Below are 25,375 nucleotides of genomic sequence, written 5' to 3' on the forward strand. Positions count from 1 at the left end.
ATATCCTTCCAGAGCAATGTAATGTTATTGAGTATGTTTCCATACTCAATAAATATTGCATCTATTTAATTTCTATTTTTGCTAATTTTTCATAGTAACAAGCAAGTGCACTATGATCACATTCGCCCAATCCATCAGTACGAAGTGCTTGCATCATTTCCATTACCGCCGCTGTTAAAGGTAGTGAGGTCCCTATTCCATGTGACGTATCTAAGGCATTTTGTAAATCTTTTATATGTAAATCAATTCTAAAGCCCGGTTTAAAGTTACGATTTAAAACCATTGGTGCTTTTGCGTCAAGTACGGTACTACCCGCGAGCCCACCTCGAATTGCTTGATAGACTAATTCAGGATTGACACCTGCTTTTGTTGCTAATACGAGTGCTTCTGACATCGCCGCAATATTTAATGCAACGATCACTTGGTTTGCTAATTTCGTTACATTTCCTGCACCAATATCGCCAGTATAGACAACTGAGCCAGCCATGGCTTTCATAATGTCATAATATTTATCAAAAGTCGCCTTATCACCACCGACCATTACCGATAACGTGCCGTCGATTGCCTTTGGTTCACCACCACTGACAGGGGCATCAAGCATGGTCAATCCTTTTTTAACCACCACATCATGAATTTCACGGCTAGCGAGTGGTGCAATCGAGCTCATATCAATAATCGTTGTGCCTGCTTTCGCACCATCAATAACCCCATTTTCACCCAAAATGACGTCTTTTACATGTGGAGAGTTGGGTAGCATGGTAATAATAACATCGCATAGTTTTGCAACATCTTTTGCTGTTGCTGCACTCTGTGCTCCTGCCGCAACTACGTCATCGACTGCGACTTGATTTCGGTCGCATACAACTAATGAGTAACCTGCTTTAAGCAAATTTTTACTCATCGGTTTACCCATAATACCTAATCCAATAAAGCCTATTTTCATTTTAAACTCCTCTCTTTTTTACTAAATTAAAACAACTCGCGTTATTTTAAATATTTGTCTGCTAGTGCCTGTGTCGCACCACGTAATAAACCAAGATCATTACCAACGGCAACAAAGGTCGCGCCCATTTCAAGGTAATGCCTTGCATCAGCTTCAACAGGTGCTAAGATGCCACAGCCTTTATTGTATTTTTTCGCAACATCAAAGACTTTTTTTATGGCGGCCTGGACTTCAGGGTGTTTTGGATTACCAAAGTGGCCTAAAGAGGCAGATAAATCACTTGGTCCAACAAAAATACCATCAACCCCCTCTACTGCCGTTATTGCTTCAACGTTATCAACGGCTTGTTGAGTCTCAATTTGTAACATGACAGCAATGTTTTGATTAATTTTTTCGAAGTAGTCTTTGATTGAACCAAATGCATTACTGCGGTGTGAGACTGACACGCCTCGGACGCCTTGCGGTGGATAACGGGTATAGGAGACCGCCTGCTTCGCTTGTTCTTCCGTTTCAATATAGGGAATCAAGAAGTTGTAAAACCCGATATCCAATAAACGTTTAATTAACACTTGATCATTCCAAGCGGGTCGAACTACCGGGGCACTAACACTATCTTTTAACGCCATCAATTGTGGGATAAAGGTTAAGACATCATTAGTGGCATGCTCGCCATCTAATAGTAACCAATCAAAACCAGCAAGTCCTAAGACCTCTGTTGCAATCGGGCTTCCTGTTGCAGCCCAGCAACCAATTAAGGTTTTACGAGCCAAAACATCGTGTTTGAACTGATTATGGCAAGTTGTTTTTTTCATAATTTACCTTCATTTATAGTATAGACTTAATCTGATTTTCAGTAGGGATGGTGACCCCCTAACTATTTTTAATCATTCACGGTTATTGGGTTTATTCAATTTAACGCACTAGACACGGTTTTTTATGATCAAATGTCCAGTTTGGAATGAGGTATTGCATTGCAACCGCATCATTACGGTTACCAAGTCCCATGCCTTTAAACAGTTCATGTGCTTTCATTACTTGATCCATGTCGATATCGATACCTAAACCTGGTTTTTCTGGTACTTTAATTTTTCCACCGACAATTTGTAGCGGCTCTTTCGTTAAGTGTTGATTACCTTCTTGCCAAATCCAATGCGTATCAAGGGCGGTTGGGTTACCCGGCGCGGCTGCACCAACATGTGTAAACATGGCGAGTGAAATATCAAAGTGGTTATTAGAATGAGAACCCCATGTTAAACCAAATTCATGGCACATTTGTGCGACACGGACTGAGCCGTTCATTGTCCAAAAATGCGGGTCAGCTAATGGAATATCGACCGATTGTAGTGATAAGGTATGGCCCATTTGACGCCAATCGGTTGCGATCATATTGGTCGCGGTGGGTAAACCTGTCGCACGGCGAAACTCTGCCATGATTTCACGACCAGAATAGCCTTGCTCGGCACCACATGGATCTTCAGCATAGGTCAATGTATCTTTTAAATATTTACCGATACGGATTGCTTCATCTAACATCCAGCCACCATTTGGATCAAGGGTTACTCGCGCATTAGGGAATTTTTTCTTAATAGCAATTACGGCTTCAGCTTCATCATCGGCGGTTAATACCCCCCCTTTTAATTTGAAATCTTTAAAACCGTACTTTTCATAGGTTGCTTCTGCAAATTCTGCAATCGCTGTTGGCGTTAATGCCTCGTTGTGACGGATGCGATACCACTCACATTTTTCATTCGGTTGACTTTGATAAGGTAAATCGGTCTTAGTGCGATCGCCAACATAAAATAGATACCCGAGCATTTCAACTTCATCGCGTTGTTGCCCATCTCCGAGTAAAGAAGCCACTGTCACGCCTAAATGTTTACCAAGTAGATCCAACATGGCGGCTTCAATTGCAGTGACCACATGGATGGTTGAGCGTTGATCGAAGGTTTGGTTACCACGGCCGCCGACATCACGATCGGCAAACTGTGTTCGCACCGTATTCATTACATTTTTATATTCACCGAGTGTTTTACCAATAACAAAGGGTTTGGCATCTTCTAACGTTTTGGTCACCGTTCCAACACAAGGTACTTCACCGACGCCGGTGTTACCAGCGTTATCTTTTAAAATGACGATATTACGCGTAAAGTAAGGTGAATGAGCACCACTTAAATTCAGTAACATACTGTCATAACCGGCAACAGGGTAGACATGCATTTCAGTAATAATAGGTGTTGATGACGTCATAATTTTTTCCTCATTAAATCTTTAATAAATGAATAATTAACGAACCATACAAGGGCGCTTGCGATCAAATTTCCAACCGGGGATTAAATATTGCATTGCAATCCCATCATTGCGAGCACCATTAGGTAATTTTTTATATAAAGCGTGAGCTTGTTCAACCTGTTGCATATCTAATTCAATACCTAAGCCAGGTTTATCATGTAACTTAATTTTACCATTTACAATTTGTAATGGTTCTTTAGTTAGGCGGTCTTGACCCTCTTGCCAAATCCAGTGGGTATCTAATGCTGTCGGATTACCTGGTGCACTTGCTCCAACATGACTAAACATGGCAAGTGAAATATCAAAATGGTTATTGGAGTGGCATCCCCAAGTCAGTCCCCATTCATCACATAATTGTGCAACGCGGCTAGCTCCGGTGAGTGTCCAAAAATGAGGGTCGGCTAGTGGAATATCGACGGCTTGTAGCATAATTGAATGGCACATTTCACGCCAATTGGTCGCGACCATATTGGTTGCAGTCGGTAAACCGGTTGCTCGTCGGAATTCAGCCATAATTTCACGACCTGAATAACCATCTTGTGCCCCACACGGGTCTTCGGCATAGGTTAAAACGTCATGCATACCCTTACAAAGTTCAATTGCTTCATCAAGCATCCATCCCCCATTTGGGTCGAGTGTAATGCGAGCATCTGGAAAATGTTTTTTTAGTGCCGTCACTGTTGCAATTTCTTTTTCGCCTGCCAGTACGCCGCCTTTCATTTTAAAGTCTTTAAAACCATAGCGATCTTTTGCAGCAGCTGCTAGTTCTACCACGGCTTCGGTTGTCATCGCCTGACGTCGACGAATGTTATACCATGGATGGCTGTCTTTAACTGGCTGGGTATACGAAAGGTCGGTCTTTTGATCATCACCAATATAAAATAGGTAGCCTAGCACGGTCACTTCATCACGCTGTTTACCTGGACCTAATAATTCAGCCACAGGCACATTAAGGTGTTGTCCCATTAAATCAAGCAGTGCGGCTTCTAACGCTGCAACCGCATTGACGCGTAACTCAAATGTCCATGCTCCTTTGCCAAAGGTATCATAATCGGCATTGAGGTAGCCTTGGTGCATGTCATTCACAATTCGGTTTAAAATTGAAATTGGCCGACCAACAACATGAGGAATCGCTTCGATTAAGGCATTTTCAATTGTAGTACCACCAGGTGCTTCGCCTACACCGGTATGACCCGAATTGTCTTTTAGTACCACAATATTACGTGTATAAAATGGACCATGGGCACCCCCAATGTTCATGAGCATGCTGTCGTAACCGGCAACGGGTATCACTTGCATTGAGGTAATTACTGGAACAGATTGTGTATTCATCATAAACGCTCTCTTCTTATCTTTATTGATTCATTACTTTTTCAATTCCATACGCTTGATGGGACCCACTAAAATCAGATAGCTAAATGCGGCAACAAAAGCATGACCCGCCACAAAGACTAATGCCCATTCGAAGCGACCGCTCCATGCCACGATATAACCGATAATGATGGGTGAAATAATACTTGAAGCATTGCCAAACATATTAAATAGTCCGCCAGCAAGTCCACTCATCTCTTTAGGCGCTGTGTCAGCCATGACCGCCCAGCCTAATGCGCCCACACCTTTACCAAAAAATGCCATGGACATAAATAAAATCACTAAAGCAATCGAGTCGACATAGTTACAGAAAATCATTGTCATTGAAAATAGCATACCCATAACAATCGGCGTTTTACGTGCGATAGAGAGTGAACCTGTTTTTCTCATAAGGTAATCAGAAAATACGCCACCACTAATCCCACCAATGAATCCACAAATTGCAGGAATAGCGGCTGCAAATCCGACTGCTTTGATGTTCATACCACGTTCAGTGGCAAGATAGATCGGGAACCATGAGATAAAAAAGAACGTTAAACAATTTATGCAATATTGGCCTAAATATACGCCTAATAACATACGATTTGACACAAGCTGTAATAAATAGCTTAATTTCGGACCTTGTTTTTTACCGGTTGAGTCTTTCTTCTGATCCATATCAACTAATGCACCGCCTTCAGCAATGTATTGCACTTCGGCTTCATTGGCCCAAGGATGTTCTTTCGGATTATGAATCATAAATAATGCGGCAAAACTCACAATAATACCGACACCCCCCATAAAGAAGAAAACAGACTGCCAGCCATATTCATGTGTTAACCATCCCATAATCGGCGCAAAAATAACCGTTGCAAAATATTGTGCTGAGTTAAAAATAGCCACCGCCGTTGCACGCTCTTTTGCTGGAAACCAAGCTGCAGTGATTCGGCTGTTGCCAGGGAATGAAGGGGCTTCAGCAAATCCCATTAAAAAGCGGAACGTAAATAACATACTGATAGCCCATGCACCGACAAAAAAGTGCACAGTACCTTGTAAGAGGGTAAAGATAGACCAGAATAAAATACTACAAAAGTAGATGCGTTTTGAACCAAATTTATCGAGTAGCCAACCGCCCGGCAATTGGCCAATAACATAGGCAATACCGAATGATGACATGACCCATCCCATGTCTGCTGCATCAAAACCGAGTTCACCTTGCATTGCTTTTCCAGCAATACCGAGTGTTGCGCGATCGCCATAATTGATCGCTGTTACAATAAATAAAAATACGACTATCATCCAACGAGTGTTAGTCTTTTTTAGTGTGTGTACCGTATTGTTTAATTCCATGTTTAGCCCCTAAACTGTATTTAATTATTAACTTTATATTCGGTTATTATCGGCATAGAAAATTGCGTGATAGTTGGTACTAAAATTTCTATTTAATTGGTTAATTAGTATGGATAGCTAACAGCAAAATATCATTAGGCAAATGTACAAAAGAGAGTAGGGTGTAATGATTATTTTTGTGTAATATGATGAAGCAATGTTATCGTCTTCACATAAATTTATGCGGTGCTAGGCTTTATGTGACGAAGGTCAAATGGTTATAGATAAATGAATAAAAATAAATGGTTTTTATGTATTAATATTGTGTAGTTACACAATATGATATTCGTTTTATCTTTAATATTATGGAGTGATAAATGTGAGCTGGAGATAACGATAATGAAGCATAAGCATGCTGAGCCATTATATATAAAAATTAACTCAATCGATAATGTTGCAATTGTGGTAAATAACGAGGGTTTACCTGCTGGGACAGTGTTTTCTGATGGTTTAACACTTATTGAACATGTTCCACAAGGACATAAAGTCGCCTTACACGATATTTTACAAGGGCAGCCGATTATTCGTTATGGTGAAGTGATTGGTTATGCCATGATTGATATCAAGCAGGGGAGTTGGATTAACGAAGCTGTTACTAAGATGCCAACAGCACCACAATTACATGAATTACCCATAGCGACCAACGTTCCCGAACCCCTTGAACCATTAGACGGTTATACTTTTGAGGGATATCGCAACGCTGATGGTAGTGTTGGCACGCGTAATTTGCTTGGTATTACTATGAGCGTTAATTGTGTGTCAGGTGTCGTTGAACACGTTGCGAAACTGATCGAACGAGATTTACTGCCTAAATACCAAAATGTTGATGGTGTTGTCGCATTAACGCATCTGTATGGTTGTGGTGTAGCAATCGATGCTCCTGCCGCAATCGTTCCCATTCGTTCGATTCATAATTTGGCTAAAAATCCCAATTTTGGTGGGGAAATTATGGTCATCAGTTTAGGGTGTGAAAAATTTCAACCGGAAAGGTTATTAAAGGGCACCGCCGATACGATTCCCATTAAACTAGAAAGTGTGGATGATATTGTAACATTGCAAGATGAACATGGCTTTAAAGCGATGGTCGATCATATTATGCGCGTTGCCGAACGGCATCTTATCCGATTAAATGGTCGTCAGCGTGAAACCGTTCCTGCCTCTGAATTAGTGGTCGGTATGCAATGTGGTGGAAGTGATGCGTTTTCAGGGGTCACATCGAATCCATCAGTTGGCTTTGCGTCAGATCTATTGGTGCGTTGTGGCGCTACTGTTATGTTTTCTGAAGTGACAGAAGTACGCGATGGTATTCATCTTTTAACACCGAGAGCGGCAAATCAAGATGTTGGACAAGCACTAATCCGTGAAATGCAATGGTATGATGATTATTTGGCAGCCGGAAAAGTGGATCGTAGTGCCAATACGACACCCGGTAATAAAAAAGGCGGTTTAAATAATATTGTTGAAAAAGCGATGGGCTCAATTGCAAAATCGGGTAGAAGTGCGATTGTCGAAGTCTTATCGCCAGGTCAAAGGCCGACAAAACGAGGATTAATTTTTGCGGCAACCCCAGCCAGCGATTTTGTGTGTGGAGCACAGCAAGTCGTATCAGGTATTACGGTACAAGTTTTTACAACTGGCCGAGGTACCCCTTATGGGCTTGCTATGGTGCCAGTAATCAAAATGTCGAGTCGTAATATTGTTGCAGAGCAATGGTTTGACTTGATTGATATTAGTGCTGGCGATATTGCCATCGGACAAGCTACGATTGATGATATTGGCTGGCGACTATTTAAGTTGATTTTAGCGGTCGCCAGCGGGAAAAAACCGTGGTCTGACCATTGGGGATTACATAACCCTCTGGCAATATTCAATCCAGCACCAGTAACTTAGAAATAGGATTTACCTTAGCAATGATAGTGTGGATTGATCATTGCTAAGGCTGATATTTCGCTCATTGTTCAATTTCGGTCAAATTGTAAAGCAATATACAGCAGTATGCGGTCATCAAATTTAGTAAGATTTAAACCTGTCAATTTAGCAATTTTATTGAGGCGATACTCTAATGTATTGCGATGAATAAATAACGCATTTGCCGTTTCGCTGTTTTGTACATTGCAGTTGAACCACGTTTGCAAGGTCTTTTGTAGCACACCATTGTTATCCGAGAGTTTTAATTTTCGAAGGGGTAAAAGTAACTCATCGGCTTGCCAATCATAGCTTAATCCATGTAGCAAGACAGGTAAAATCAGTTCCTGATAGTAATAGTTACGCACATCAGGCATTCTTTGTTTACCAATAATCATGGTGGTTTTAGCCGTTTGGTATGACTTAGCTATTTTATCATTACCTTGAGCAAAATAATTACCGAGCGCGATGCGAATGTGCAGTGGACTGGAGTTTTTAATTTGTGTAATCAAGTTTTCTAATTTTTTTTGATGTTCACTCAAATCCCAACGATTAAAACGGTTAAGTGCTGGCATTAAAACGACAATCTCGGTTAGCGACTTGATGGCGACTAAACTGTTTTTAGCAATGAGCTCTAGTGCATTTTGTAAATTTTGCAGCTCACTCATTGCTGTTTCAATACCGAGTTGACCACTATCGATTTCAACGACGGCTGCAACACGTGGTAACTCTAAGTCAATATTAAGCTTACTAACCCATTCAGACAAATTTGAGTTTAAATTATCGGATTGAATTAATGATAGAATCAACTCTTCTTTGATGCGATTATCTTGCGATAATTCATTGAGTAATTGAGCTTGTTCCATCATCATTTCAGCCGACATGCAAACCAGTTTACCAAATTGAGTAATATTCGTTGGTTCACCCGTTAAGCCAATTACGCCAACAACGTGTTCATTGAGTTGGAGCGGTAAATTGACGCCTGGTTTTACCCCTTGCAGTTTTTGTGCGGTAGCACTATCAATTGATACAACGCGTTTTTGTGAAATGGCCAACATGGCCCCTTCGTGCAGTTCACCAATGCGCTCCAAATCACCACTACCAATAATGCGACCATTGGCGTCCATGACATTGATATTGCAATCAATGATTTTCATTGTTCGATCAACGATCTCTTGTGCTAACTGTTTTGTTAGGTTGTAACTGTTCATTACAAAATATCTCAATGTGTGAATTAGGCTAAATGTATTTTATTCGCTGACTTGATATAGCACCTATTTTTACACTATATCGCAAATCATTATTACTGATTGATGCTTTGTATCATATTACATTGGTTATTGATGGCAATAAGATTAAGAAAAGCTTGTGAAGTCAGTCGTTATTTTATTTAAATTTTGTTAGGATAGACGGCAATAAAACGTTATGTTAGAAACAAGAATATGATTATCCTTTCATCAATACAAATTCGTCGCGGTATTAACTTACTATTAGATAATGCTAGTGCAAAAATCAATCCAGGTCAAAAAGTGGGACTTGTTGGCAAAAATGGTTGTGGTAAATCAACCCTATTTGCCCTCATTAAAGGTGAAATCGTCGCTGATGCTGGTGAACTATCAATACCCAATCATTGGGAACTGGCATGGGTTAATCAAGAGACGCCTGCTGTTGATATCGCCGCTATCGAGTATGTGATTGATGGTGACCGAGAGTATCGAAGGCTTGAACAGCAACTTGCTGATGCAAATCAACACAATGATGGAAACTTGATTGCAATAATCCACAGTAAACTTGATGTGATTGATGCTTGGACCATTTTGCCTCGTGCTGCATCATTACTAAACGGCTTAGGCTTTTCACAAGAGCAGCTGACCCAGCCAGTAAAATCGTTTTCGGGTGGGTGGCGGATGCGCCTTAATCTTGCTCAGGCACTGATGTGTCGCTCTGATTTATTATTACTTGATGAACCCACCAACCATTTAGATCTTGATGCAGTGATGTGGCTAGAAAAATGGCTAAAAAATTATACAGGTACGTTACTGCTAATTTCCCATGACCGTGATTTTCTCGATCCGTTAGTGGATAAAATTATTCATATTGAACAACAAACCTTATTTGAATATTCGGGTAATTATTCTTCATTTGAAGTGCAACGCGCAACCAAGCTGTCTCAACAGCAAGCATTGTATGAGCATCAACAGCTCAAAGTTGCACACTTGCAAAGTTATATTGATCGTTTTCGGGCTAAAGCGACCAAAGCAAAACAAGCACAAAGTCGCATTAAAATGCTTGAGCGTATGGAACAAATCGCACCTGCCCATGTCGATAATCCATTTCATTTTGCTTTTCGTCCATCAGATTCGTTACCTAGCCCATTACTGACTATGGATAAGGTGGTAGCAGGTTATGGTGACAAGATTATTTTAGAAAAAATAAAACTTAACCTTGTACCCGGTTCTCGAATTGGCTTACTTGGCCGTAATGGTGCGGGGAAATCGACCTTAATCAAATTATTAGCCAGTGAATTGCAACCATTATCTGGCATGATTCATTTAGCTAAAGGTGTACAATTAGGTTATTTTGCTCAGCATCAGTTAGAGTATTTACGTGCAGATGAGTCACCCCTGTGGCATCTTACACAAATGGCTGAACCTAAAAATACCGAGCAGGAATTACGTAATTATTTAGGCGGATTTGATTTTCGTGGCGATAAAGTGAGTGAACCCATCAGAACATTTTCTGGTGGTGAAAAAGCTCGTTTAGTACTGGCATTGATTGTTTGGAATAAACCTAATTTATTATTACTTGATGAACCGACTAACCACCTTGATCTTGATATGCGGCAGGCGCTGACTGAAGCATTAATTGATTTTGAAGGTGCGTTGGTTGTGGTCTCTCATGATCGTCATTTACTACGTTCAACAACGGATGAGTTTTATTTAGTGCATGATAAGTTGGTAGAACCGTTTGATGGTGATTTAGAGGATTATCAAAAATGGTTAAATGATAGTCAAAAAGTCGATAACAGTACGACACCTGATGTTTTAGTCAATAATGTATCAGCTAATGATAAAAAAGAGCAGAAAAGGAAAGATGCTGAACGACGAGCACAACTGCAACCGCTTAAAAAATCATTAGCAAAATTAGAGTTAAATATGGATAAATTATCCCAAGAATTGCAAAGTATCGAGTCTCAATTAGGGGATGCTGCAATCTATGAATTATCACAAAAAGAGCAACTGACTCAATTACTGATCAAACAAAGTAAAATCAAAGCGGAGCTTGAGGAAACAGAGCTTGAGTGGCTGGATATACAAAATCAAATTGATACTTTTGCCAGTTAGTATACTGGCAATATCCCTCTTACCAACTGACACCAAAGCCTAAATTGTAGTTGGTATTATTACTATTGCCATCTTTTGTTCGACTTTTATCTTTATTGAAGGTCGTACTGATAATAAACCAATCGGTGACTTTATAAGAGGCGCCAAGTGTGGCACTAAGATCAAGTGCGACAGTATCATCAAAGCTCCGTCCAATTGAACCCGTGGTAAAAATTCGAATTGCTTTACCACTAAAGAAACGTTGATAGTTCCATCGTGTTGTTGCCAAAGGGTGGCGCGATTCATCACCATCTTGATAATGCATTTCTTGATAGTTGAGGAGTAAGGCTAATGAAAATGAGCTGAGCTCATTATCCCATAATTGATAACCAGGCCCTGTACCAAAACTTTTTTTCGACGCAATTTTTTCTATCCAATCATGCTTATATTGCACACTGGTTTGCCAGAAAATTGTGGGATCAATAAATTTATCAACCGTGTATTGTGTGGTGTAATAGTAACTGCTTACGCTGTCATTTTTTAAGCTACGGCGTAAGTTCACTGACATATTATGACGCCATAAACTGTGTTTGACCGTTAAATCTGTATCAAAAATATACTGCTCAGTTTTTTTTGTACCTTTGTCATAAAAAAATCCCCCTTTAATATTACCATTAAAGGTCACTTCATCAAGGAATTCATTAATTTTCTGTTTATATAAAATGAGGTTATTTGTAATTGAAACGGTTTGCTCTTCACCGCGTTTATCGACGATGATCATCGCACCTGGTTCTTCAGAGGGCTTAATTTCGCTGATATAAAATTTTTCGGCATGCAGATCATTTTTAACCACGGCAGGTTTATCAATTGTTAGGGTCTTAACTTCTGTCGCTTTAATGGTAATGGTGCCTGCATATTTGGTTTCCAATACCATTTTATTACTGTCGATGACTTGAATAATTCCCGTGATAATATCACCATTTTTCATCCACACGGTATCGGCAAAGCAAAGTGAGGGTAATAAAATCAATAAAGTTACAAATAGCTTTAGGTTATAAAACATAATCTCTGCATGATGTTAAATTAATTATTGAGTAATTTTTCAATATCATTGATCACTTTTCTATCCGGTAAAAAGATAATCAAGTGGTCATCATCTTCAATAATAAGATTACTTTGTGTAATGAGAACATCATCACCTCTTACTATTGCCCCAATCGTTGCACCGGAAGGCAACTTAATGTCATTTATTGAACGACCAATAATTTTTGATGTATCTTTATCACCATGCACAACTATTTCAATCACTTCAGATGTGCCTTGGCGTAGTGAAACCACTTTTGCTATTCCTGATTGCCTCACATGACTTAATAATGCTGAAATAGTGGCAAGTTGTGGGGAAATGGCAATATCGATAACACTATCATTAATAAGCTCAAGATAAGCTTGCCGTTGAATCAGTACGATCACTTTTTTAGCGCCCATTCGTTTTGCGAGCATAGATGACATAATATTGGATTCATCGTCGCTAGTGACCGCAATGAAAAGATCGATTAATTCAACTTGTTCTTGTGATAACAGTTCTTGGTCTGCGGACTCACCATGTAAGACTGTTGTATTCGTCAGTTTTTCGGCAATCAGCTCAGCTTTAGCCGCATTGCGTTCAATGAGTTTAACTTGGTAGTCATTTTCTAGTCGTTTAGCTAATGCGACGGCCACACTGCCACCACCACTAATGATAATGCGTTTATAGGGTTTCTCTAAACGTTGTAGTTCGCTTGTTACCGCTTTAATATTGGATGCTTCAGTAATAAAATAAACCATATCACCAGCTTCAATAATGGTCGAAGCGATAGGTCTAATAAAGCGGTTTTGACGATAAATTGCAACAATTTTAACATCAACGTGTGGTAGATGCTCTTTTAATTCAGAAAGTTCACTGCCAACTAAAGCACCACCATAATATGCAGTAACCGCAACTAAATAGACTTTATTTTCATAAAAAGAGGCAATTTGGAGTGCGCCTGGGTATTGCACAAGTTGGCTAATATGTTGTGTGATTAATATTTCAGGTGAAATAATATGGTCGATCGGAATACCATTATCTATCGAGAAAAGCTGATACTTATCATCACTGTATTCAACGGCACGAATACGGGCCACTTTTTGTGGAATATTAAACAAAGAGTGGGCGATTTGACAGGCAAGCATATTGGCTTCATCTGAGTTCGTAACGGCAACAAGCATATCTGCGCTTTCCGCCCCTGCATTTTCAAGCACTTGTGGATAAGAGACTTTCCCTTGAATTACGCGTAAGTCAAATCGTTCTTGTAATGATTGTAACTGTTCTGCGTCTTCATCGACGACAGTCACATCGTTTTCATGTTCAGTGACCAGATACTCCGCCAGCGCACTACCTGTTTGACCCGCACCAAGAATAATGATTTTCATAATTTAACCAATGTTATCTCATCGTTATCCACTAACGAACAAATCCAATAGCATCATAGACTTTATCAAGTGTTTCTCGTGCACGTATATTGGCTTTTTTAGCCCCTTCTTGCATAATTTCTTGTAATACCTTTTCATTATCTCGGAATTGATGATAGCGAGCTTGTAATTCACCAAGCATACTTGAAACTTGCGTGGCAACTTCGGTTTTCAAATGACCATACATTTTACCTGAAAACTCACTTTCTAAGGTTGATAATGATTTGCCGGTTATACCACTTAAAATATCTAATAAATTTGAAACACCGGCTTTATTTTTAACATCGTAGCGAATTACTGGTGGTTCATCAGAGTCAGTCATAGCACGTTTAATCTTTTTCTCGATATCTTTAGGATTCTCAAGTAAGCCAATCACATTGTTACGATTATCATCTGATTTTGACATTTTTTTAGTCGGATCTTGCAGTGACATGACCCGTGCCCCAGTTTTGGCAATAAACGGTTCAGGGACTTTAAAAATATCACCATATAGTGCATTAAAACGAGCTGCAATGTCTCTTGATAATTCTAAATGTTGTTTTTGGTCATCGCCAACGGGCACTAAATGAGTTTGATAAATCAAAATATCTGCGGCCATTAATACGGGATAGTCAAACAAACCTGCATTGATATTTTCAGCATGTCTGGCCGATTTATCTTTAAATTGAGTCATGCGACTGAGTTCACCAAAATAGGTATAACAATTTAGCACCCAAGCAAGTTCAGCGTGAGCTGGGACATGAGATTGTACAAAAACAGTACTCAGGTTTGGGTCAATACCACAGGCTAAATAAAGAGCAAGTGTATCAAGTGTCGCTTTTTTTAATTTTTCAGGATCTTGACGTACCGTGATCGCATGTTGATTCACAATACAGTAGATACAATCATACTCATTTTGCAATGCAACCCAATTTTTCAATGCACCCATATAATTGCCTAACGATAATTCGCCAGAAGGTTGTGCGCCACTAAATACAATTGGTTTACTCATAATATTGTCCTGTCTTGTCAAAATTCGATGTATTATTTTTTAGGTTCCGCTTTGGGGCTAGGTAACAGTGTTAAGATATCTTTAAAGTCATCAAAAACATAATCAGGATGGCTTTCGGTAATTGATTCACCATAGTTATAACCATAAGTTAAACCAACCGTTTTGCACTGTGCATTTTTAGCTGCACAAATATCATTTTTTGAATCACCCACAAATAATAATTGGTCATGGTAAAGACCAAATGTCGCCATGACTTGGTATAATGGTGCGGGATGAGGCTTAAGTTTTATCACATCACCACCACCTAATACGAGCGAAAAATAAGGCTCTAATTGAAGTGATTTTAATAATGCGGGCAAGAATTGCTTTGGTTTATTGGTGACTAATGCCATTGGGTATTGGTTTTGTTTTAAATACGCTAATGTGCTAATGACATGTGGAAAAAGTTGTGTACCCTGATCGATAACATCATCATAATGGCGATTAAATAGTTGTTTAGCGTGTTCAAATACACTTTCTGAGCCATTGACGCTTTTTAAGATACGTTCAAGCAAAACATCTACCCCATTACCCACCCAGTTTTTCACTTGTTCATTGCTGACCGTCGGTAGTGATAAGTCATCAAGCATACGCTGTGCAGCTAAGGCAAGCCCTGGTACACTATCAACCAATGTGCCATCAAGATCAAAGGCAATCGCTTGGATATCGTTTAGTTTATTCATGATAATCACGCTACAGTCGCTAATTGTTGGCGCATTGCGTCAATGACAGTTTTATAGTCAGGATGACCAAAGATTGCTGAGCCAGCAACGAACATATCAGCGCCCGCTTTAGCAATTTCAGCAATATTATCAATTTTAACACCGCCATCGACTTCTAATCGAATTTGACGACCAGAGTCATTAATCATTTTACGTGTTTGCGCAATTTTTTTGAGGATATACGGAATAAAGGCTTGTCCGCCAAAGCCTGGGTTAACGCTCATAATAAGAATGAGATCAACTTTATCAATGATGTAATCCAAGCAATCAAGGGATACTGCCGGGTTCAATACGATACCCGCAGTGCAACCTTGATCTTTGATAAGTTGTATTGAACGATCTAAATGCGTTGTTGCATCTGGGTGAATTGAAATATTGTTTGCACCCGCTTTCGCAAACGCGGTTACTAGTTCATCAACGGGAGATACCATAAGATGGACATCGATGGGGGCAGTAATGCCATAATCACGCAGCCCTTTACAAAACATAGGGCCCATAGTTAAATTTGGCACGTAGTGGTTATCCATCACATCAAAATGTACCACATCAGCACCTGCATCAAGGACTTTTTGAGTATCTTCGCCTAAACGCGCAAAATCAGCAGACAATATTGATGGTGCAATTAAAAACTTTTTCATTATTCTTAACCTCTTCAGTATTTATGTTGAAGAAAGACGAAATTATCTTATTGTGATTGATTATATAATATCTTAGTGATAACGACTACTTAATCCCTTTGGGATTCTACGAATACAAGACTAATAATTCATCAATTTTTTTACGGCCTTGACCATCACAGCTGATTGAACGTCGCGTTTCAACCGAATAGATATCCGCTTTTTGGTACCAGCTACGTGTGTGAGTTGTATCATGATTTGAGATGAGTACGGGAATATTTTGTTTCGCTAATTTTTCAGCTAAAGCAGCAAGGCGTTTTTGATCATTAATACTAAAATCAATCGAATAGTAAGCTGTAAAGTTTGAACTTTCCGAAAGGGGGACGTAAGGTGGATCACAGTAAACAACGGATCCCTCTTTCGCTTTTTTCATCACTTTATGGTAGGGCGCACAAACGAATTCTGCTTTTTGCGCTTTTTCTGAGAAAGCCATAATTTCTCTTTCCGGAAAATAGATATTTTTATACTGACCAAAAGGTACATTATATTCGCCACTACTATTGTAGCGACATAATCCGTTGTAACAGTGACGGTTTAAATACAGAAACAGTAATGCTCTTTGGTAAGCACTTTCACTGCGATTAAACAGTTCTCTTAATTGGTAAAATGCAGCTGTTTGATTATTTTGCTGAGTAAACAGTAGCTTAGCATCTTCAATGAATTTATCTGGCTGTTTTTTTATGATATTAAACAGCGAGATTAGGTCGTGGTTTATATCAGCCAAAATATAACGTTCATAATTGGTATTAAGAAACACAGAGCCAGCACCGACAAAAGGTTCGATTAATGCATCTCCCTCCGGTAAGTATTTTATGATTTTATCAACAAGTGAATATTTTCCACCTGCCCATTTAAGAAAAGCACGTTGCTTTTTCAAATAAGGCTCCTATTTTTTACATCAAATGAAGGTGAAATTGTGATCATTGGGATAATTTCTCTTTGTTGACTTGTGCACCTGATTTGATCCATGGCGTGCTTTTTTGTAGATCTTGCGGAAGTAATTTAGCGGCGTCTTTCGCTTCTTCAATCGTAGGGTAGTTGCCTTTTATTAAGACAAACCAAGGTTTTTGCTCACGACGTGTTTCATAAATTTGGTAGTTAGATAATTTTTGTTGTTTTACAAATGTCATTATGCTTTCCAGCGAGGAAGAAGAGGTAATTTGAATCGTATAATGATTATTTTCTAACACTTTTTGTAAAGGGAGCTCTTTGATGTTTTGATCAACATTATTGCTTTGGCCTTCAAAGAGTACTGTTTCACTACTTTTGGGGTGCGTATTAAGCTCAGTTATTTTATCTGCTAAAATATCAGCGACTTCACCTGGGATTTCAATGCGTTCTTTATCAGGCGCTGTATTTTGTTGCGTTTGCGTCGCTTCGCGAGAAATTTTTGGAGGTACTATCGTCTGATACTCAAGGTCAGCAGCATGATTGTTTAAGGCTGGATTAGTATTATTTTGTTGTGAAGATGAATCAGACGTATCTGATTTAAATAACACAAAGCTTAAGGATAGTAAGAGAATCAGTAATAATAAGATTAAGATAATCCACTTTCTTTTTGATAGAAGTGGATTATCAGACTTAGGTGAGACTGTTTTTTTAGGAGAACTTTCTGAAACATATCGATCTTCTTTATCAGGGCGAATGGACTCGTTCACTTTTATCTCCTTTTACGCTAAGTACTTAAAATTGAATAATATAACTTATTATATTTGCTCAATTTTTTCAATGATGTAACTTGCTACACCTTTAGCGCTTTGCTCATCTGTTCTTATTGTGATGTCAGCAATTTCTTCATATAAAGGAACACGTTCACCAGCAAGTTCTTCATAACGCTCTCTCGGTGTATTATTACCTTCAAGTAATGGACGGCGTTTATCTTTTTGTGTGCGAGCCATCTGTTTTTCGATGGTCGTTTCTAAATAAACAACAATCCCTCGCGCTGATAAACGATTACGAGTCTCTTTTGATAAGATTGATCCGCCGCCTGTTGCAAGGACAACACCTTGTTTTTCCGTAAGCTCGTTAATAACTTTCTCTTCTCTTGCCCGGAAGCCATCTTCACCTTCCAGATCAAAAATCCAGGCAATATCTGCGCCGGTTCGTCTTTCAATTTCTTGATCTGAATCAAAAAATTCCATGCCAAGCTGTTGTGCAATCTGCCTACCAATCGTACTTTTACCTGCACCCATTGGGCCAATTAAAAAGATATTACGCTTCTCTGCCATTGTAATTTCATCATCTGTATAAGTTAAAAATATATACAGTTTATTGCCAACAATACTGTTGTAAACTGTAATAGTTAGTCATAGTCTCCGTCTAACGACCAAATTTTAGGGCGATAATTATCGCAGGAGATAGTCCTATTTTGCAATAGGAATTTTAGATATTACTTTTAATGAATAACTGATCGCTACTATGATAGCTTATTCATCAATATTCTCAATCTAAATAAATTAGTTAATCGTTCTTGACTATTAATGAATGCCAGCCAGATGCAAATCATGAATGTTTAATGCGCCAACTAATTTCCCGTCATGATCAACAACAGGAGCGGCTGTAATATTATGATCATTAAATGATTTTAGTGCTTCTATCGCTTTCCAGCTTTCAGGAAGGCGATAACCTGGTTTGGTCATAACATGTGTAATCTCATCTTGTAGTGTACCATGATTGAGTAGTAATCGACGTAAGTCACCATCAGTGAAAACACCAATAATTTGATTATTTTGGTTACAAACAGCAACAAGACCAAGACCGGTACGACTTAATTCTAACATTGCATCAAATACGGTAGTATGCTCACTAATTTTAGGTACTCGCTCACCAGTACGCATGACATCTTTAACATGATTAAGCAATTTTGCCCCTAAGCTACCTGCTGGATGCGAACGCGCAAAATCTTCCTCTTTAAACTCTTTGATACGCATCAAAGCAATGGCTAAGGCATCACCCATTAATAATGTATTTGTTGAGCTTGATGTTGGTGCCAACCCCATTGGGCATGCTTCTTTTTCAATACTAATATCCAATAGTGCATCTGCGGATTTAGCTAAAGGAGACGTTAATCCACCAGTAATGGCAATCACGGGGACTTTCATCTCTTTGAGTATGGGTAATATCAAGTTAAACTCTTTTGCACGACCAGAATAGGAGATGAGTATGACAATATCATTTTCTGTCACCATCCCTAAGTCGCCGTGCAATGCCTCTGATGGGTGCATAAAAAATGCAGGTGTCCCTGTGCTTGCTAATGATGCGGCAATTTTTTTACCAATATGGCCGGATTTCCCAATGCCTGACACAACCACTTTGCCTTTAATCGACAATATTAATTCACATGCTTTAACAAAATCATCACCAAGACGTGTTGGTAACTTTTGAGCCTCATATAGTTCGAGTTCGAGAAGTTCGCGACCATATTGCAGCAGTTTATTGCGATTTGTTGAGTTCATTCTTTTAACCTTACTGTAAAATCTTATTTTTAATATTTGATATAAATATCAACCAATCATTAGTCAGTAACGCTCGGTAGTGTATCAAGTAATCATCAGTAATTATAGAAAATATTTTAGTGTTATGATTATTAACAATAATGTATTTTCATCCTCCCTCGTAAGATAAGTTGATCATCTGACATTAACGGGTCATAATAGTATTTGACTCGGGGTGTCACGCGTTTGTTTTTTACGCAATGTGGCTGAGACTTTACCCGTAGAACCTGATCTGGCTCATACCAGCGTAGGGAAGTCATAGCTCACCTTGATTGGCTATTCTTCTCTACACATATAAAGAGGAGGAAGCATGCCAACGATTATTCCATTTAAGACTATTGATGCTATTTATTATCTGCAACAGCTGCAAAATCACAAACCGCTAGTGCATTGTATTACCAATGATGTAGTACAAAATTTTACGGCTAATGTTTTATTAGCAATCGGCGCGGTACCTGCAATGGTGGTTGCTAAAGAGGAAGTCAGCGATTTTGTTGAGGTATCCGATAGTTTATTAATTAACATTGGTACCATCACTGCACCGTCAGCCAAAAGTATGCTACTGGCGGTTCGTTCTGCAATGCAATCGCAAACCCCTTGGGTACTTGATCCTGTTGCCGTGAGTAGCGCATTACCCTATCGAACAGATATTACGCAACAGTTGTTAACATTTAAACCGTCTGTGATTCGTGGAAATGCATCTGAAATTTTAGTTTTAGCCAACCAAAAATCATTATCAAAAGGCCCTGATAGTCAAGATAGTACTCAATCTGCACTGTGTGCAGCCAGACAATTAGCGATCGAATATCAAACTATTGTTGCTGTCACGGGGCAGATTGATTATATCACTGATGGTAAGCGGGTTTATTCGATTAGCGGTGGAGATGTTGCATTAACACGCGTGACAGGTGCAGGTTGTTCATTATCAGCCCTTGTTGCTGCATTTGTTACTAATGTTAATGATAAATTCAGTGCCACTGCCGCCGCGTGTTTAGTGATGAAAAGGGCCGCAGAATTGGCAAATAAAAGCCAAGGTATGGGGTCATTTGCGGTTTCTCTACTTGATCAAATCTCATTGATTAAGCTCGCTCTTGCTAGGGGGGAAAGCGCATGAAAAAACAGTTAAATTTATCACTTTATTTGGTGCTGGATCCAACGTTATGTGGTGGCATTGAGGGATTAGTTAATACCACAAAAATTGCGGTAGGTAATGGTGTGACGGCAGTGCAACTTCGTGCTGAACAGATGTTCCATCGTAGAGATTGGTATTTGGCTGCTTTAGCATTGAAGCAACTATTAATGAACACGCCTGTGCCACTAATCATTAATGATCAAATTGATATTGCTTTAGCCGTTGATGCGGATGGGGTCCATGTTGGGCAAAATGATTTACCAGTGCATGTTGTTCGTCGGTTGATTGGACCTGACAAGATGATCGGACTATCAGTATCGAATCAACAACAACTTAGCGATGTTGTATGGCCTGACATTAACTATTTAGGCATTGGCCCTGTTTTCCCTACTACCTCAAAAAAAGATGCTGCACCCGCATTAGGACTTGCGCAATTTTCACAACTAATAATACAAAGAAAATGTCCAGCAGTTGGGATTGGCGGGATAAATTTAAGCAATGTAAAAGCGGTTATTCAAACAGGAATCGATGGCATTGCGGTGGTGTCAGCAATATGTGGTCAACGCGATATTAAATTCGCCACAACCGAATTGAGCCACGCTATTTACCAGACACGAATGTTAAGGAGCTAGTTTATGCCGATAGCTTTAACGATTGCAGGCTCAGATCCGAGCGGCGGCGCTGGAATTCAAGCAGATCTCAAAACATTTTCCGCTTTGCGAGCCTATGGCATGTCAGTCATTACCGCTTTAACGGCACAAAGCACCCAAGGTGTGGATGGTGTATTGGCTGTTCCTGCTGATTTTGTGAAACAACAATATTATTCAATTATGCGCGATAGTCCGATTGAAAGTATAAAAATAGGGATGTTGATGAATAAAGAGATCGTCTACGCGGTCAGTCATATGCTAAATCAATATCCAGTTCCTTATACCGTTTTAGATACCGTCATGATAGCGAAGGGAGGACAAGCATTATTGCGCGATGAGGCGATTGAGGCGATTCGACAATATTTGATTCCACTATCAACGATTATTACACCAAATTTACCTGAAGCCGCAGCCTTACTTAATTGTGATGAGGCAACTAATGAAAAACAGATGTTAGCGCAGGGTAAGGCGTTACTTCAGTTTGGCTGCCAAGCGGTATTAATGAAAGGCGGCCATTTGGCCTGTGATCAAAGTCCTGACTATTTGATTACTGAACATCAAGTTAGTCGATTTAATGCACCAAGAATCAAAACTAAAAATACTCATGGTACTGGCTGCACATTATCGGCAGCACTGACGGCTTTACTACCTACAATGCCATTGATTGAGGCGGTTGAGCAGGCTAAGCATTACCTAAATGGCGCGATTGAACATGCTGATACATTACATATTGGAAAAGGAATTGGACCTACTCATCATTTTCATCATTGGTGGTAGTGTTTGTTCTTTAAAAGATATTTTTTAAAGTAAAATAAGTGCCTTAAATTCTAAAAAATTGCTTATTTTATTGTTTATTTTAATGTTTTAAAAATAATGATTATCTTAAGCGATAATCGGTTTTAATTGTTTAATTTTAATCGTTTTTTTATTTATTTTTGATATTCATCAATTGTATTTTTTTATAAAGCTTGCTAAGCTGATAAAATAAAAATAAAAATAAAAATAAAAATAAATATAATTTTAAGTCATGATGCGATAACTTTTCTCTCTGAACAATTAAGGAATAAGGGTAATTAGTTATAATTCAAATGGATAATATCTTTTGATGCAAAACTGACAGATAACTCACTTTAATTAATATCGGAAAAAATGATGAAAAATAAAACGATTTCTAATCGGAATGCTGTTACTCATGCAGCATTATCCGACTCTCCGTCCTGTTACCCTTATCTCAGTGGTAAAAATGATAGACATAACCGCGCATATTTTAAACGAAACTCAAAACTTATTTTGAGCCGAAAATATACATTATCGACATTAAGTTTATTAATTGGCTGCATTGCACCCGCATGGGCAGATGATAATCCAATGCCAACTGCTGAAAACTCTGGATTTAACTATAAGTATAGTAGCCAAGATACGCCGAATCCTTATTTACACTATGATGAAGAGACAGGGCAAATATCATTTGTCGATCCAACCGGTGCTTTAACTGGCCATGTTTTTGATCAAAGTTACTTTGGTAGCCAAGATAGTAATAATACCTACAGTTCGATTGCTGGTGCAGATGTTGCGCCTGTTGTTAAACTTTATGAGGGTAATAATGTGTCTGGTGGCGGCATTATATTAAATACTCAAGGTGAAAATGCATATTCAGTACTCTATAACAACTATGCGGTAGGTGTTGAACTCAATAATAGTGACGGTGGTACGGTTTATGTTAACCATAATAATGCAAACCAAGCAAAAGTAACAAATACTGGCAGCAACAGTTATATTCTTATTGAAGATAGTTCAGCTCAAGATGCAACATTGGTTAATAATGAAGGCTCGATGGCATTACAGGGTAATTTAGCTAATGGTGCTACAATTACGAATAATAATGGTACTGTAACTGCTGTCAATAACTCAGTTCAAGACGCTACGTTAACGAATAACCAAGGCACGATGACATTTCAAAACAATTTGGCCAATGGTGCAACCATTACAAATAATAATGGTACTGTCGCTGCTTTACAAAATTCTGTACAAAACGCGAATCTGAACAATACTGGAGAGTCTGCGAAATTTTTTGCTTATGGTAATGATATCACCGGTGCTCAAGTTGAAAATGGTGAAGGAGCAACGCTAATCGTTGGCGATTGTACTCTTGCTCTGGGTTGTACCGAAGAAAAAGGCACAACGGCTAAAGATGTCATGATAAATAATGCGGGTAAATTTTATTTAAGCGGCAATTTCAATATCACTAATGGTCAAATTAATAATAATGGTGAGTTATTTATTAATAATGTGACGATTAATGACGGTATTTTAAATAATGTTCAAAACGGCCAAGTTACATTAAGTGGGAGTAATCAAATTACGTCACAAGTTAATAATAATGGTGACGTTTCAATCACTGATGGTAGAACTGATTTTATTGGTTCGATAACAGGTAGCGGTATGATTAATATCGCGGAAAATAGCATCATAAATTTAATGTCAGATTCATCAACGTTTAGCGGTAATATATATAATGATGGGATCTTAAGCGTAAAAAGTGATGCAGAAATTGGTGGTACCATTTATGTGAATTCAACGGGTGTCGTGATTGGCACAGGTACCGTCGGATCAATTAATGCAGCAAGTGGTTCAACGATTTATTCAGGTAACTATCAACAAGGTGGGGCTTTAACCGTTGATGGTGACTTTGTCGGTGATAATGCGAACGTTGTCTTAGACACCATTATGTTAGATCAAGCATCAGACGATAATGTCTTCACGATTACAGGTCATGTATCGGGTACGAGCTATGTCACAGCACGTTATTTAGGTGGACAGCCACAATTAGATAAAATTAAAGTCATTAGTACGGGGTCTTCTGATGAAGATGCTTTCGTACAAGGCGGGCGCATTGTGGGGGGGGCATATGATTATCGTCTCGAACAAAGTGATGCAGATTGGTATTTAGCGAAGTCTACTTTCCGCCCAGAAGTTGGTGGTTATGTTGCAAATATGATTGCTAGTAATACGTTATTTAACCTTAATCAGCAAGATTATATCGGCACTGATCAGTTAACTCGTCAAAACAATCATGGAATGTGGTTGCGTCAGCAAGCGGGTTATCGCCAATTTAATTTATCGGATAATCAGAATCAAGTGAATGCCTCTCGTTATGTTGTTCAACTTGGCGGTGATGTTATTTCCGGTTCAACGGACCAACGGGATAAATACCAATTTGGTTTAATGGCGGGTTATGCTAATCAACAAGCTAAAACGTATAATCGTGTCTCTGATTATCAATCTAGAAGCCATATTACTGGTTATAGCGTGGGTATCTATGGTGGCTGGCAGCAAGATGCGGGTCAATTAGTCGGGTTATATACTGCCGGTTACCTTCAGTACAACTGGTTTAATAACCAAGTTGATACCGATAGTGGCGCTGAACGGTATAAAAGTCATGGTGTTAATGTGTCATTTGAAGGTGGTTATCGTGCTAAATTAGGCAGCTACCACACACTGGCTGGATTGGAAAATCAAATTTACTTACAACCAGAGGCTCAGATTAGTTGGTTAGGGGTTAAAACTGATGATCATCAAGAACGTAATTTAACTCAGGTCAGCGGTGAAGGTAAAAATAATATTCAAACGCGTCTTGGTGTGCGATTATTTATTGATAGTAAAAGTTATTTAGACCTTAATGATCCGCGTCATTTTCAACCTTATGTTGCGTTAAGTTGGATTCATAATAGTCGCCAATATGGGGTAACGATGAATGATACAACGATTTATCAACAGGGTAGTAAAGATCTTGCTGAGTTAAAAGTGGGCTTGAATGTTAAAATGAGCGATGCCTTATCAATGTGGGGAAATGTTGCTCACCAACAAGGTCAGCATAGTAACCGAGATACGCAAGCAACATTAGGTATACGTTACACGTTTTAATAATACATTATTGTATTAAAATTTATGCCTTATTAGAGATAATAAGGCATTTTTTTT

At 38.9% G+C, this 25,375-nt stretch carries 21 protein-coding genes and 1 riboswitch; of the genes, 6 read left to right on the forward strand and 15 right to left on the reverse strand.

The features are described from left to right. Nucleotides 1-61 precede the first annotated feature (61 nt). The 5 genes from garR to ABEA36_RS11550 all read right to left on the reverse strand — a co-directional run bounded on the left by garR (nt 62) and on the right by ABEA36_RS11550 (nt 5,932). Complete coding sequence (gene garR / locus ABEA36_RS11530) at nt 62-943, reverse strand: 2-hydroxy-3-oxopropionate reductase (protein ID WP_345492308.1); 882 nt, start codon at nt 941-943, stop codon at nt 62-64. 41 nt (nt 944-984) lie between these two features. Further along, on the reverse strand, nt 985-1,755 hold the full coding sequence (gene garL, locus ABEA36_RS11535; protein ID WP_345492310.1) for a 2-dehydro-3-deoxyglucarate aldolase: 771 nt from the start codon (nt 1,753-1,755) through the stop codon (nt 985-987). Between the two features lie 100 nt (nt 1,756-1,855). After that, on the reverse strand, nt 1,856-3,190 hold the full coding sequence (gene gudD / locus ABEA36_RS11540; protein WP_345492312.1) for a glucarate dehydratase: 1,335 nt from the start codon (nt 3,188-3,190) through the stop codon (nt 1,856-1,858). Between the two features lie 36 nt (nt 3,191-3,226). Further along, the gene (locus ABEA36_RS11545; RefSeq protein WP_345492507.1) at nt 3,227-4,564 is read right to left on the reverse strand and encodes an enolase C-terminal domain-like protein; all 1,338 of its coding nucleotides are present in this window, start codon (nt 4,562-4,564) and stop codon (nt 3,227-3,229) included. 33 nt (nt 4,565-4,597) lie between these two features. Then, nucleotides 4,598-5,932 (reverse strand): MFS transporter, encoded by a 1,335-nt coding sequence (locus tag ABEA36_RS11550; RefSeq protein ID WP_345492314.1) that lies wholly within the window; start codon nt 5,930-5,932, stop codon nt 4,598-4,600. A 378-nt stretch (nt 5,933-6,310) separates the two neighbouring features. Here ABEA36_RS11550 and garD point away from each other — a divergent pair, with 378 nt between their 5' ends. Next, entirely contained in the window at nt 6,311-7,861 is a 1,551-nt protein-coding gene (gene garD / locus ABEA36_RS11555) for a galactarate dehydratase (RefSeq protein WP_345492316.1), read from the forward strand. Between the two features lie 68 nt (nt 7,862-7,929). Here garD and ABEA36_RS11560 read toward each other — a convergent pair whose 3' ends face one another. Further along, nucleotides 7,930-9,087 (reverse strand): sugar diacid recognition domain-containing protein, encoded by a 1,158-nt coding sequence (locus ABEA36_RS11560; RefSeq protein WP_345492318.1) that lies wholly within the window; start codon nt 9,085-9,087, stop codon nt 7,930-7,932. A 231-nt stretch (nt 9,088-9,318) separates the two neighbouring features. Between ABEA36_RS11560 and ABEA36_RS11565 the strand changes: the two genes are divergently transcribed. Further along, nucleotides 9,319-11,220 (forward strand): ABC transporter ATP-binding protein, encoded by a 1,902-nt coding sequence (locus ABEA36_RS11565; RefSeq protein ID WP_345492320.1) that lies wholly within the window; start codon nt 9,319-9,321, stop codon nt 11,218-11,220. Between the two features lie 19 nt (nt 11,221-11,239). Here ABEA36_RS11565 and ABEA36_RS11570 read toward each other — a convergent pair whose 3' ends face one another. The 9 genes from ABEA36_RS11570 to gutQ form a co-directional block, all read right to left on the reverse strand. After that, the gene (locus ABEA36_RS11570; RefSeq protein ID WP_345492322.1) at nt 11,240-12,262 is read right to left on the reverse strand and encodes a DUF481 domain-containing protein; all 1,023 of its coding nucleotides are present in this window, start codon (nt 12,260-12,262) and stop codon (nt 11,240-11,242) included. A 20-nt stretch (nt 12,263-12,282) separates the two neighbouring features. Continuing rightward, a complete protein-coding gene (gene trkA / locus ABEA36_RS11575; protein ID WP_345492324.1) occupies nt 12,283-13,650 on the reverse strand; it encodes a Trk system potassium transporter TrkA in 1,368 nt (455 codons plus the stop codon). A gap of 31 nt (nt 13,651-13,681) precedes the next feature. After that, nucleotides 13,682-14,680, reverse strand: a complete 999-nt coding sequence (trpS, locus tag ABEA36_RS11580; RefSeq protein WP_345492326.1) for a tryptophan--tRNA ligase — start codon at nt 14,678-14,680, stop codon at nt 13,682-13,684. Nucleotides 14,681-14,712: 32 nt separating this feature from the next. Then, a complete protein-coding gene (locus ABEA36_RS11585; protein WP_345492328.1) occupies nt 14,713-15,402 on the reverse strand; it encodes a phosphoglycolate phosphatase in 690 nt (229 codons plus the stop codon). A gap of 5 nt (nt 15,403-15,407) precedes the next feature. Further along, nucleotides 15,408-16,079, reverse strand: a complete 672-nt coding sequence (rpe, locus tag ABEA36_RS11590; RefSeq protein WP_345492330.1) for a ribulose-phosphate 3-epimerase — start codon at nt 16,077-16,079, stop codon at nt 15,408-15,410. Nucleotides 16,080-16,185: 106 nt separating this feature from the next. Then, the gene (gene dam, locus ABEA36_RS11595) at nt 16,186-16,995 is read right to left on the reverse strand and encodes an adenine-specific DNA-methyltransferase (RefSeq protein ID WP_345492332.1); all 810 of its coding nucleotides are present in this window, start codon (nt 16,993-16,995) and stop codon (nt 16,186-16,188) included. Nucleotides 16,996-17,038: 43 nt separating this feature from the next. Further along, complete coding sequence (locus ABEA36_RS11600; protein ID WP_345492334.1) at nt 17,039-17,776, reverse strand: SPOR domain-containing protein; 738 nt, start codon at nt 17,774-17,776, stop codon at nt 17,039-17,041. Between the two features lie 48 nt (nt 17,777-17,824). Further along, the gene (gene aroK, locus ABEA36_RS11605; RefSeq protein ID WP_345492336.1) at nt 17,825-18,346 is read right to left on the reverse strand and encodes a shikimate kinase AroK; all 522 of its coding nucleotides are present in this window, start codon (nt 18,344-18,346) and stop codon (nt 17,825-17,827) included. 249 nt (nt 18,347-18,595) lie between these two features. Continuing rightward, entirely contained in the window at nt 18,596-19,573 is a 978-nt protein-coding gene (gutQ, locus tag ABEA36_RS11610; protein ID WP_345492338.1) for an arabinose-5-phosphate isomerase GutQ, read from the reverse strand. A 200-nt stretch (nt 19,574-19,773) separates the two neighbouring features. Next, nucleotides 19,774-19,883: riboswitch (TPP riboswitch) on the forward strand. Between the two features lie 39 nt (nt 19,884-19,922). On the opposite strand from gutQ, the gene thiM reads away from it, so the two are divergent. From thiM to ABEA36_RS11630, 4 genes are all read left to right on the forward strand, one after another. Then, nucleotides 19,923-20,726 carry a hydroxyethylthiazole kinase gene (gene thiM, locus ABEA36_RS11615; protein ID WP_345492340.1) on the forward strand — a complete coding sequence of 268 codons (804 nt, stop codon included), beginning with the start codon at nt 19,923-19,925 and terminating at the stop codon, nt 20,724-20,726. Beyond that, the gene (gene thiE, locus ABEA36_RS11620; protein WP_345492342.1) at nt 20,723-21,376 is read left to right on the forward strand and encodes a thiamine phosphate synthase; all 654 of its coding nucleotides are present in this window, start codon (nt 20,723-20,725) and stop codon (nt 21,374-21,376) included. The genes thiM and thiE overlap by 4 nt, the downstream gene beginning before the upstream one ends. A gap of 3 nt (nt 21,377-21,379) precedes the next feature. Further along, nucleotides 21,380-22,171: a bifunctional hydroxymethylpyrimidine kinase/phosphomethylpyrimidine kinase gene (gene thiD, locus ABEA36_RS11625; RefSeq protein WP_345492344.1), complete on the forward strand. Its 792-nt coding sequence runs from the start codon at nt 21,380-21,382 to the stop codon at nt 22,169-22,171. Between the two features lie 375 nt (nt 22,172-22,546). After that, entirely contained in the window at nt 22,547-25,318 is a 2,772-nt protein-coding gene (locus ABEA36_RS11630; protein ID WP_345492346.1) for an autotransporter outer membrane beta-barrel domain-containing protein, read from the forward strand. Nucleotides 25,319-25,375 lie beyond the last annotated feature (57 nt).

This window comes from Orbus sasakiae (genome assembly GCF_039542345.1).
In the GTDB taxonomy this organism is placed as follows: Bacteria; Pseudomonadota; Gammaproteobacteria; order Enterobacterales; family Orbaceae; genus Orbus; species Orbus sasakiae.